Below are 11,201 nucleotides of genomic sequence, written 5' to 3'. Positions count from 1 at the left end.
GTGTCAGATCAAGTCGCGACTAATACACATAATATTTCTTGTATACGTCTGTTATTACACGGTTCAGACCTGCCGCATTTCCCTGCCAGTATGCGGAGTGGTGAATAGCATGCTGACGTGATTCCAGCGCATATTTTTTCATCAACGATTGCGCTGCGGCCGTCTTGCGCCTGGGCGCAAAATGCGGAGGCGTTTCATTCAGATACTGTTTGACGTAGCTGATGTGGCTGAATTTCGCCAGCCGTCGGCGGGCTGCGCGTCCCAGCTTTTGATAGCTAAGGCGAAACGGTGTCTCTTTTTCCCCCAGCCCCAGCAATAGCATATCGAGAACCATCCAGGTGTAGGCGGGTCCTCGTGTTTTAATGTCTTGCAAGGGAAAACGCAAAAATTCATTACTCAATATGGCAATGACATGAGACTTATCCGCCGCCGGTAATTTAGCGCGGTCATACATCAGGTTAAAACGAGAGATCGGTGAGGAAGAATTCTTGGTATTGCGCTGCGCTCTTATGGCGTGATCCGAATTCCTTTCCTCTGAGGTCTGAAACTGACGCAAATAATCCGCCAGCTCCATATGCTCAGCGTCTGAAAGCACCTCAACCTGTGGATACACCTCAGGGTTCACGTCAGCAAGCGCGCTGGCGTGTTCCACCGACTCGGACGCTAGCGGCAAAATCGCCGATACGCTATCGCGATATCCGGCGGGAGGTAAATAGGGTGAAAATGTCCCAACGTGGGCAGTGCCAGGATACAAATCGATAGGCAGCCTCTCAGGTTCATCCTGATATCGCGAGCGAAGAGCGGCGATCCCGGTAGCCCCTGCCCGCCACGCCATTTCGCCCAATAGAAGAAGTCCCCCCAATAGCACCGTTTTTTTAACGCGTGATGCTCCTGTGTTTCCCCGCGTGTTACCAAGCTTGAATGCCTTGTTAGCGGTCTCCACACCGGATTCCAACGTCAGAGGGGAAACGGATACCGCGCGCAACGTATCTCGTAGCGGTTTACGTTCATCGTGAACCAGGTTTGATGGCGTTTTACACCGAGACGGTGGCATCACAGAATACATCGAGCCGCCTGATGCGCCCGAAACTGGAGGTAACAACGTCATGGAAAGATACCTTTCTAAAAGGGTTAAAAAAGATGAGTGAAAAAAAGGCGGGATGATAAATCAAATAATAAACAGCATGTTACAGAAAACACCCTTGTTATAAGACACAATAAAACCGCTAAAAGACAGGATAAAGCGTTTCATTTCTTGAGAATAAGAGCATAACCATCCACACTTATCTCAGGCCATAACCTCAAGGACATCATGATGAAGAGAACGTTTATCGCCCTTTTATTGGGTGCCGTTTCTGTTGGTGCGGTTGCGCAACAAGGGGGATTTGTCGCACCGAACAGCGCGGCACTACGTCGGGCGGATTTAAAGGCCCGGTGCCCGGTTTGACCACCGTAGAACAGGCTAAAACGCTCAGGGACGATGCATGGGTGGTATTGGAAGGTCATCTGGTGCGGCAGTTAGGACATGAACTGTACGAGTTTCGTGACAGCTCTGGCACCGTCAATGTTGATATCGATGACAAACGCTGGGCAGGGCAAACAGTCACGCCCAATGACAAAATACGTATCGAAGGCGAAGTAGATAAAGACTGGAATAGCGTAGAGATCGACGTTAAATCAGTACATCTGGTGAAATAACGCGCCACCACCGAGGGGCTTGACGCCCCTGTTCACTCAGGGCAAGCTGCGAAACACCCCCCGCCCTTTTTTACAGTTGCAAGGAACTTATGACTGCGCTTACGCGGTTCATCACCTTTTTTCTCATGACGCTGCTGTGCGCCTGTAGTGCTTTTCAAAGCAAGCCAATGCCGCTGCCGCTGCCAACGCAGCAGGCGCAGCTTATCGTCTATGCGCAAACCGGCACCTTAGAGAAAATGGGCTCGATATCGGTCAACGTGCGAGGCAGTAGCGACGACGCCGATCGTGCCATTCAACAAAAAGCAGACGCTTACGGCGCACGCTGTTACACCATCACGTTGAAGCAAGAGCACGCATTGACCAACATGTGGACATCACGCGCCGTGCTGTATCGCTAAGCAGACGCGTTGATACCGCGTTGATGCACAAAACAGGGGTGGTTACGCCAGACGCTGTCTGACCGCTTCAAACAGACAAACGCCGGTCGCAACCGAAACGTTAAGTGACGAAACGCTACCGGCCATCGGGATGCTGATCAACTCATCACAGTGTTCACGCGTCAAGCGACGCATCCCTTCCCCTTCCGCGCCCATAACCAGCGCCAGCGGTCCAGTCAGCTTGCTTTGATAGAGCGTGTGGTCGGCTTCACCCGCGGTCCCGATGATCCACACTTGATTTTCCTGCAACAGGCGCAGCGTGCGCGCCAGATTGATCACGCGGATCAAAGGCACATTTTCCGCCGCCCCGCAGGCCACTTTTTTCGCGGTGGCATTGAGTTGCGCAGAACGATCGCGCGGCACAATGATCGCATGCACCCCGGCGGCATCCGCGTTACGCAAGCACGCACCGAGGTTGTGAGGATCGGTAACGCCATCCAGTACCAACAAAAACGGCTGGGCTACACTTGCCAGCAGATCCGGCAGATCGTTTTCCTGATACTGACGCCCCTCTTTGACGCGCGCCACGATCCCCTGATGCACGGCCCCTTCGACCTTGCTATCCAACCACTGACGATTCGCTACCTGAATCACAATGCCATTAGCTTCCAAGGCCGCGATCACCGGTTGCAAGCGGCGATCTTCACACCCTTTGAGGATGAAGACTTCCAGAAAACGCTGTGGATCGCGTTCTAACAGGGCGTTGACCGCGTGGATACCGTAAATAATTTCGCTCATTGATACTCTTCAAACGTGATGTGTTAACGAACGGCGGAAGCTCCGCCGCTCGCTGCGGGCATTACTGTGCCGCGTTCTTTTTACTGGCGCGTTTCGCCTTGGTGGCGGCGGCGATTTTACGCGTTTTCTCGGCGTTTTTCTGCGCCTTGTCGGTCTTTTTCTTCGCCTTGGCCTTTGCTTTCACCTTATCGGGCGCAGCCTTTTTCCCTGCTCTATCGTCCTTGCGAAACACACTGTCAGGTTCAAAATTAGCCGGTTTCTTACCACCGCGCCGTGCTGGCCGCGCCTCACGGCGCTCCGGTTTTTTCGCCTTGTCGCGTGCAGTCTTGCCTTCACCGCGCACTTTGCGTGTGCTGGAGAGCAGAGAGAAATCGATATTGCGTTCATCCATATTGACCGCTTCCACGCGAATTTCGACTTCATCACCCAGACGATAGACCTGCCCGCTCGATTCACCGATCAAGCGTTGGCCCACATTGTCATAACGATAGTAGTCGTTATCCAGCGTCGAGACATGCACCAGACCATCGATAAACAGATCGTTGAGGCGCACAAAGAAGCCAAAGCCGGTCACGCTGGAAATAATCCCGGTAAAAGATTCACCGACGTGATCCTGCATAAAGTCACATTTCAACCAGTCGGCGACATCGCGCGTGGCTTCATCCGCCCGCCGCTCAGTCAGCGAACAGTGCATGCCCAGTTGCAGCATCTCATTAAGATCGCTGTGCCAACCGCCAGTCGGCGTCCAACGCTCGCGACGATCGCTCAGCAAATACTTGATGCCACGGTGCAGTGACAGATCGGGATAGCGGCGAATCGGTGACGTGAAGTGACCGTATGATGTCAGCGCCAGACCAAAGTGACCGCGATTTTCTGGATCGTAAATTGCCTGTTTCATAGAGCGCAGCATCATGGTTTGCAGCATTTCATGGTCGGGGCGATCCGCCACCAGCGTCATCAGTTCTGCATAATCTTTGGGTTCCGGCTTCATACCGCCTTTCAGCGTCAAACCAAGCTCACCCAGCACGCTGCGCAGTGCCAGCACATGGTCTTCACTCGGGCGATCGTGCACCCGGAACAGCGCAGTCTCCTGATTTTTCTCAACGAATCTGGCCGCCGAGATATTGGCCAGAATCATGCACTCTTCAATCAGTTTGTGCGCATCGTTACGCACCATCGATTCCACGCGTTCGATACGGCGTTCCGCGTTGAAGATAAACTTCGCTTCTTCGGTTTCAAAGGCGATACCGCCGCGCTCTTCGCGCGCTTTTTCCAGCACCTGATACATCTTGTGCAGCTCTTCCAATCCGCCTACCAGCGGCTGGTAATGCGCACGCAGTTCCGCATCACCTTGCAACATATGCCACACCTTGGTGTAGGTCAGGCGCGCATGGGAACGCATCACGGCTTCGTAGAATTTGTATGTCGTCAGCTTGCCGGTGGCTGAAATGGTCATCTCGCACACCATACACAGCCGATCCACGTCCGGGTTCAACGAACACAGGCCGTTCGACAGCACTTCCGGCAGCATCGGCACCACTTGCGAAGGGAAATAGACCGAGGTGCCACGCGCCCGCGCTTCATGATCCAGCGGCGTGTTGGGACGCACGTAATAGCTGACATCAGCAATGGCAACCCACAGACGCCAGCCGCCACCGCGTTTTTTCTCGCAGTAGACCGCATCGTCAAAATCGCGCGCATCTTCACCGTCAATCGTCACCAGCGGCAGCGAACGCAGATCGACGCGCCCTTTTTTCGCACTTTCCGGCACCTGTTCGTTGAAATCTTTGATCTGTTCTTCGACCTGTTTCGACCAGGTGTGCGGGATATCGTGGGTACGCAGTGCGATATCCACCGCCATGCCGGTACCCATTTTATCACCCAGGATCTCAACAATCTTCCCGATGGTTTTGGTACGGCGCGTGGGACGTTGAGTTAACTCAACCACCACCATGTAGCCCATACGGGCGCCGTTGATGTTCTCTTGCGGGATAAGAATATCGAAGCTCAGGCGGCTGTCATCCGGCACCACAAACCCCATACCGGCATCAAGGAAGTAGCGACCGACAATCTGTCCGGTACGCGGTTCCAGCACCCGCACGATACGGCCCTCACGCCGCCCTTTGCGATCGGCACCCAGCGGTTGGGCCAGCACCACATCGCCGTGCATAGTGAGTTTCATCTCTTCAGCCGACAGGTACAAGTCGTCCTTGCGCCCTTCTACACGCAGGAAACCAAAACCGTCGCGGTGGCCGATCACCGTGCCACGCAGCAAATCCAGTTTTTCCGGCAACTCATAGCATTGGCGGCGGGTAAACACCAGTTGACCGTCACGCTCCATCGCGCGCAAACGACGGCGCAGCGCTTCTTGCTGCTCTTCCGTAGTGAGTTCCAAATCGGCAGCCAGTTCATCGCGGCTTATGGGCGTATTGCGTTTTTCGATGTGGGCCAGAATGTATTCGCGGCTGGGAATGGGTGATTCGTATTTTTCTGCTTCTCGTTCTAGGAATGGATCTTGGGACATTGCGGTTCCTCCGTTGTCTTCAGCAGAAGGCTGAACGGACTTCATTCAACCAACAATAATTTATAAAGCGGCGGGTTCTCTTTCACCATATCGGCCAACGTATGTTGGTCCAGTTCGGAGAGAAAGCGCTGAACGCCCTCTTGCAGCACCCCTTTTAAGCGGCATGCTGGCGTGATGTGGCAAAAATCATGGTTGCAGTTGACCAGAGACAGCGGCTCCAGCGCGCGTACCACATCGCCAATGCGAATGGTTTGCGCAGGCTTGCCCAAACGGATGCCGCCATTTTTACCGCGCACTGCCATCACAAAGCCAGCCCGACTAAGTTGATTGATAATTTTGACCATATGATTACGAGAGACGCCATACACTTGCGTCACTTCAGTAATGTTCGTCATCTTCCCTTCAGGCAGTGATGCCATGTAGATCAGCGCGCGTAATCCGTAATCCGTAAAACTGGTTAACTGCACAGAAACCTCTGATACCCTCGAGTATCGGTAGGAACGTGGTATCAATGTTCATCGCAACAATGTCCATCGCAACAGCGTTCGTCAAATCATCAAAGCTCATGCCAGCAGCACACTACTGCGTTTTTACAGCCTGAACCGCAACGCCGCAGAAAGAAAATACGCCACTAACATGAACGGAAAATAACATAAGAGCCAGATTTACTAGCAATAATAAACCAGTCGCAAATGATCCGGCGAATTATTTAGCATATTCCCTGGATTTGAACATCGGTTCTGCCTTTTTCCCTGCTAAAAGACATCCCCCATTTTTGTGCAATGCACACCACCATGCACAAAGACGGGGCGAATAAACAGTGAAAAACAGCTATAAGTGTGCACTATGCACTGATAACGTTATTCTGTTTATCCATCTTTTTCTGCCGTAAAACGGGCACGGATATTGCTGTATTTCCCGCGTTTTTATCAGCCCTCGCGAAGGCATATTCAGAGGAACGCAACGATGTCGGCTCAAAACGAATTTCCCCTTAGCGAAGCCCCCAAAGAGGGGCGCAAGGGATTACTCTCCATCTCCATTGTGTTGTTCAGCTTTACCTTTTTTACCGGCACCATGTTTGCTGGCGGAAAAATCGGCGTCGCATTCAATATCGTCGATATACTATGGGTGGCGATAATCGGTAATGTCTTGCTGGCCACTTATGCTGCCGCACTGGCACTGATCGCCGCGCGCAGCGGCCTGAACTCGGTGCTGATGGGCCGTTTTTGTTTCGGAGAACATGGCAGCAAACTCTCTGATTTTCTGCTCGGTTTTGCCGAACTGGGTTGGTATGCCTGGGGAACCACCACGGTAGCGATTGCGCTGGTCAAGCTGCTGGCGCTGCCAGAGAGCGTAACATCACTATTGATGGTGCTGTTTGGCCTCGGCTTCTGCCTTACCGCCATCGTCGGCTACAAAGGGCTGGATGCGCTGTCACGCATCTCGGTACCACTGATGTTTGTGATGCTGATTGTCTCCATGTGGATCGCCACGCATGACGTCGGCGGCTGGCAAGGGCTGGCAAAAATTGTACCAGACCAAACCATGAGCTTTTCCGCCGCTATCACCATGGTATTCGGCACCTTCGCCAGTGGTGCAACGCAGGCCACCAACTGGACACGCCTGGCACGCAGCGGCCGCATCGCCGTCAGCGCCAGCTTTATCAGTTTCCTCGGCGGTAACGGGCTGATGATCATTTCCGGCGCTTACTGCGCCATCGTCTACAAACAGGCGGATATTGTTGCCGTGATGATGTTGCAGGGGCTCTCAATCGCTGCGGTGATCATGCTGTGTTTGAACCTGTGGACCATTCAAGGGCCGACCATCTACAACGTTTCCGCCGCCGCCTGCCACCTGCTGCGCAGCGAGCGACGTCATACCTTGACGCTGATAGGTGCCGCCATTGGCATTGTGCTCGCGATTGGTGGCATGTATGAAATGCTGATTCCGTTTCTGATCCTGCTGGGATCGATCATCCCTCCGATTGGCGGGGTTATCATGGCGGACTATGTTTTCCGCTATCGCTGCCAGTATCCGTCCATTCAATCCACTACTCTGCCCCGCTTCAACTACATCGGCCTCAGTGCCTATGCTATCGGTGCAATTCTGGCTTATTTGTCACCGTGGATTGCACCACTGGTGGGGATTGCCGCTTCGGCAGGCAGCTATGTGCTGCTGAGCGTGCTGGCAAAACGTTTTGCGCCCACGGTGGCGCTGTCAGGAGAATAAGCCATGAACCTCACGGTGGGCGACATTCTGGCATTGCCAGGGCTTGAAGCCCTGCGGCTACGCGCAGGCCAACGCCACTGCCATCGACCGGTACGCTGGTACTACGTGGCAGAAAACGAAGGGATCGCGGATTGGATCATGGGCGGTGAACTGGTATTCGTTACCGGCATCAACCACGCCCGTGATGAAGCGAACCTGCTGCGTTTGTTGCAGGAAGGCCATCAGAGCGGCATCGCCGGGATGGTTATTCTCACCGGTGAGGCGTTTATTCATGCAATCCCTGATTCTGTCGTTGCACTGGCGGATCTGCTGGGTATACCCCTGATTGAACAGCCCTACATGCTGAAGATGGTCATCGTCATTCAGCTTGTGGGCACGGCACTGGTACAACGCGACAGCCTGCTACGTTCACAGCGGGAAATTCTGACCCAACTGCTTACCGGCGATTACCCCAGCATCGAACTGACGCGTCAACGTGCTTCGCATTTACAGTTGACGCTGAACCGCCCGCACCGGGTGATTACTCTGCGCCTGTCAGGTATCCCCGCATTGTTTGATAACCATCCGCCGGACAGTGCAGAAGCGCAGCTACAAGCCGCGCGTCAGACGCTGCAACAGGCGCTGGAAGAGCGGCTTGCCGCCCAGCCCGCTTCGCTGCCGCTGGTCACGCTGGGTGAACTGTTTATTCTGTTCTGGCCCGAAGAGGATGCAGCGTTTCTTGATGGCAAAGCCTGGCTGGGAGAAATGCGCCAGTCATTAAGCCCGTCGCTCCAACCGCTGTCGCTATTTTGTGGCCTCTCTTGCACAGTCACCCAGGCACACCATTATCGACGCGGATTAGGTGAGGCGCGACGCGCGTTGGAAGTGGCTGAAAGCATGCGTCCCGACAAAGGGATCTGTGACTTTAGCGCCTTGGGCGTGCTGCAATTACTGACAGCAATTCCCGACCAAGAGCTGGTCAACCGTTTTATGAAAGAAACACTGGGACCACTGTTTGCCGCCAACCGTAAACATCCGGCGTTGTTGATCGACACGCTGGAGGCAATACTGCAAGAAAACGGCAACGTTATCAAAGCCGCCGAGCGTCTCGGTATTCACCGCAACACCCTCAATCAACGCTTGCAACGGATCGAACGTCAATCCGACCACCGCGTGAACGATCCGCAGTGGCGACTCAACGTCTCCGTTGCCCTCTTAATCTGGCGCATGTCTCATGCGCAACAGCAGGAGTTTCTATGAAAATCATCAATGCCGCACTGCGTCATCAATCCGGCCTGTTCACCCTCACCCTGGAGGATGGCGCGATCGCCGCCATCGATGCGCAACCGACCTTAATCGCGCCAGTTACTGCCTCCGATGTGCTTGATGCCGCAGGCAATCTGGTAATCCCGCCGCTGGTGGAGCCCCATATCCATCTGGATGCTACCCTGACGGCAGGAGAGCCAGAATGGAACATGAGCGGCACACTGTTTGAAGGCATTGAGCGCTGGGGCCAGCGCAAAGCCACCATCGACCACGAAGACACCAAACATCGCGCCCACACCACCATCGGTATGTTGCGCGATCACGGCATTCAGCATGTGCGCACCCACATCGACGTAACCGACCCGACGCTGGCCGCGCTGCAAGCGATGCTGGAAGTGAAAGAAGAAGCGCGCGATCTGATCGATCTTCAGATTGTCGCATTCCCGCAGGAGGGCATTGAGTCTTTCGATAATGGCCGTCGCCTGATGGAGGCCGCGATCGATATGGGGGCCGACGTGGTCGGCGGCATTCCCCATTTCGCATACACCCGTGAACAAGGCGTCAGTTCCATCAAATTTCTGATGGATTTGGCTGAACGCACCGGTTGTCTGGTGGATGTGCACTGCGATGAAACCGACGACGCACAGTCGCGTTTTCTCGAAGTGCTGGCGGAAGAAGCTCGCGCACGTCAAGTGGGTGAATTAGTGACCGCCAGCCACACCGTGGCGATGGGCTCTTACGATAATGCCTACTGCTCCAAACTGTTCCGTCTGCTGAAGCGCTCAGGGATCAGTTTTGTCTCTTGCCCCACCGAGAGTATCCACCTGCAAGGGCGCTTTGACACCTTCCCGAAACGCCGTGGCGTTACCCGCGTGGCGGAACTGGATCGCGCGGGTATGAACGTCTGTTTTGGACAAGACTCCATCAAAGACCCATGGTATCCGCTGGGGAATGGCAATATCTTGCGCGTACTTGATGCCGGATTGCACATTTGCCACATGATGGGATATGACGACCTGCAACGCTGCCTGGATTTCGTCACCGATAACAGCGCCAAGGCACTCAACCTCGGTAACCGCTACGGCATTGCTGTGGGCCGCCCGGCAAATCTGGTGATTCTGGATGCAGAAAACAACTACGAAGCCGTGCGCAAGCAGGCCAAAGCGCGCGTTTCCATTCGTCACTGCAAGATCATCATGCAGCGCATACCGGAACAACTGATCTATCCGGCATAAGCTCCCTCCCGCCAGCGTATTGCGTTGCTTGAGCGAACGCTCGTCCCACTGGTAGTGAAAGTGGAACACCACCGAGATTATCTCGCTCATCTGATCGAAAAACGGATTATCCGCAGCAGAAATAATCAGTTGGTGCAGTTGCTGATCCAACGGCGAAAACAGGCGATAGTATTCCTGAATGCGATTGCGCAGTTCGCGATGGCTCTCCAACAGTTCTTTCACCGTGATCCAACGCGGGTCACTGTCGGGCAAGTTCATAAAGGCGTTTAGCGCGTGCGTTTCCAACATCTCCCGCAGTTCGAACAGTTTTTCGGCATAGGCCTGATCGAACTGCTTCATGCGCCAATAGCCCCGGCGCAGACTCTCTCAGATCGTAACGTGAGAAGCGCAGCAGAAATTCGCGCACGACTACCGGTCGAACGTGGCACCAGAGCGCCAATTGCAGTTCAGTAAAGGCATCGCCCGGCACTATCTGGCGCTGGTTGATCATGTGATAAAAGCGCTTTTCGAACAGTGCCGTCTGTTCCTCCAGCGTTTCCGCAATCACATCAAAACCGTCATTGTTCTCCGGCACACGCGCGATGTGATATTTGCCGCCTTCGCGCACCACGATGCCGCGCTCTGTCAGGTAATCCAGCGTGTGCATCACGGTAGTCCGACTGATGTTGAACATCTCGGCCAGCACCGCCTGCGAAGGCAACGGGGAAACCAGCGAAGCCTGATTTATCGCATCGAGAAACTGGTTAATTACATGCTGGCGTAAGGTAGGTGTACGGCTCATAAAGTACCTGTTATGGTTTTTTATTCATTAAAAACCGATTAAGAGCCGAAGTCAGTGTGATTTATCACATTACTGAAAACACCCTGCAACATGGTCCTTGGTTTTAGGAAAAGATAAATGCACCAGGGGAAATTGATGTAGAGAATAAAAAATGAAAAGTCTTATATGCCGACAACCCACACAATTCGAATGGCTTTGTTGAATAAATAGAAAGTTTGGGTAATCATCGGAACAGATCACCATAGTTGTTTCAAAATCAGGTCTCCATGGCAAAACAAAATTTTAAAATCACTAACTGGCCCTCCTATAACAAG

The 11,201-nt window shown here is 53.7% G+C and carries 8 protein-coding genes and 2 pseudogenes; 5 read left to right on the top strand and 5 right to left on the bottom strand.

Annotated features, from left to right (window positions below; translation table 11 throughout):
• Positions 1 to 19: 19 nt before the first annotated feature.
• Positions 20 to 574 carry a hypothetical protein gene (locus ACTBDZ_RS10815; RefSeq protein WP_438815311.1) on the bottom strand — a complete coding sequence of 185 codons (555 nt, stop codon included), beginning with the start codon at positions 572 to 574 and terminating at the stop codon, positions 20 to 22.
• A gap of 741 nt (positions 575 to 1,315) precedes the next feature.
• On the opposite strand from ACTBDZ_RS10815, the pseudogene ACTBDZ_RS10810 reads away from it, so the two are divergent.
• Both ACTBDZ_RS10810 and bsmA read left to right on the top strand, forming a co-directional pair.
• A pseudogene (locus ACTBDZ_RS10810) lies at positions 1,316 to 1,698 on the top strand (YgiW/YdeI family stress tolerance OB fold protein).
• An 89-nt stretch (positions 1,699 to 1,787) separates the two neighbouring features.
• Positions 1,788 to 2,096 carry a biofilm peroxide resistance protein BsmA gene (bsmA, locus tag ACTBDZ_RS10805; RefSeq protein ID WP_438815310.1) on the top strand — a complete coding sequence of 103 codons (309 nt, stop codon included), beginning with the start codon at positions 1,788 to 1,790 and terminating at the stop codon, positions 2,094 to 2,096.
• A gap of 42 nt (positions 2,097 to 2,138) precedes the next feature.
• On the opposite strand, the gene rlmB is transcribed toward bsmA, so the two are convergent.
• The 3 genes from rlmB to nsrR form a co-directional block, all read right to left on the bottom strand.
• Positions 2,139 to 2,873: a 23S rRNA (guanosine(2251)-2'-O)-methyltransferase RlmB gene (gene rlmB / locus ACTBDZ_RS10800; RefSeq protein WP_438815309.1), complete on the bottom strand. Its 735-nt coding sequence runs from the start codon at positions 2,871 to 2,873 to the stop codon at positions 2,139 to 2,141.
• A gap of 61 nt (positions 2,874 to 2,934) precedes the next feature.
• Positions 2,935 to 5,397 (bottom strand): ribonuclease R, encoded by a 2,463-nt coding sequence (rnr, locus tag ACTBDZ_RS10795; protein WP_438815308.1) that lies wholly within the window; start codon positions 5,395 to 5,397, stop codon positions 2,935 to 2,937.
• Between the two features lie 41 nt (positions 5,398 to 5,438).
• Complete coding sequence (gene nsrR, locus ACTBDZ_RS10790) at positions 5,439 to 5,864, bottom strand: nitric oxide-sensing transcriptional repressor NsrR (protein ID WP_438815307.1); 426 nt, start codon at positions 5,862 to 5,864, stop codon at positions 5,439 to 5,441.
• 499 nt (positions 5,865 to 6,363) lie between these two features.
• Here nsrR and codB point away from each other — a divergent pair, with 499 nt between their 5' ends.
• Genes codB through codA form a run of 3 tightly spaced genes read left to right on the top strand, consistent with a single transcriptional unit; the run spans position 6,364 to position 10,106 of the window.
• Positions 6,364 to 7,626: a cytosine permease gene (gene codB / locus ACTBDZ_RS10785; RefSeq protein WP_438815306.1), complete on the top strand. Its 1,263-nt coding sequence runs from the start codon at positions 6,364 to 6,366 to the stop codon at positions 7,624 to 7,626.
• Between the two features lie 3 nt (positions 7,627 to 7,629).
• Positions 7,630 to 8,865 (top strand): PucR family transcriptional regulator, encoded by a 1,236-nt coding sequence (locus tag ACTBDZ_RS10780; protein ID WP_438815305.1) that lies wholly within the window; start codon positions 7,630 to 7,632, stop codon positions 8,863 to 8,865.
• Positions 8,862 to 10,106, top strand: a complete 1,245-nt coding sequence (codA, locus tag ACTBDZ_RS10775; protein WP_438815304.1) for a cytosine deaminase — start codon at positions 8,862 to 8,864, stop codon at positions 10,104 to 10,106. The genes ACTBDZ_RS10780 and codA overlap by 4 nt, the downstream gene beginning before the upstream one ends.
• Positions 10,107 to 10,115: 9 nt before the next feature.
• On the opposite strand, the pseudogene ACTBDZ_RS10770 reads toward codA, so the two are convergent.
• Positions 10,116 to 10,887: pseudogene (locus ACTBDZ_RS10770) on the bottom strand (GntR family transcriptional regulator); the annotation flags it as partial.
• Positions 10,888 to 11,201 lie beyond the last annotated feature (314 nt).

It is taken from the genome of Symbiopectobacterium sp. (assembly GCF_051710365.1).
GTDB lineage: Bacteria > Pseudomonadota > Gammaproteobacteria > Enterobacterales > Enterobacteriaceae > Symbiopectobacterium.
The sequence above is the reverse complement of the archived record's forward strand: the minus strand, read 5'-3'. Positions and strand labels throughout refer to the sequence as shown.

Excerpts from the sequence above, each read along its gene's own strand:
- ACTBDZ_RS10815 (WP_438815311.1), bottom strand. The coding sequence starts at position 574 with ATGGAGCTGGCGGATTATTTGCGTCAGTTTCAGACCTCAGAGGAAAGG.
- codB (WP_438815306.1), top strand. The coding sequence starts at position 6,364 with ATGTCGGCTCAAAACGAATTTCCCCTTAGCGAAGCCCCCAAAGAGGGG.
- bsmA (WP_438815310.1), top strand. The coding sequence starts at position 1,788 with ATGACTGCGCTTACGCGGTTCATCACCTTTTTTCTCATGACGCTGCTG.
- rnr (WP_438815308.1), bottom strand. The coding sequence starts at position 5,397 with ATGTCCCAAGATCCATTCCTAGAACGAGAAGCAGAAAAATACGAATCA.
- ACTBDZ_RS10780 (WP_438815305.1), top strand. The coding sequence starts at position 7,630 with ATGAACCTCACGGTGGGCGACATTCTGGCATTGCCAGGGCTTGAAGCC.
- rlmB (WP_438815309.1), bottom strand. The coding sequence starts at position 2,873 with ATGAGCGAAATTATTTACGGTATCCACGCGGTCAACGCCCTGTTAGAA.
- codA (WP_438815304.1), top strand. The coding sequence starts at position 8,862 with ATGAAAATCATCAATGCCGCACTGCGTCATCAATCCGGCCTGTTCACC.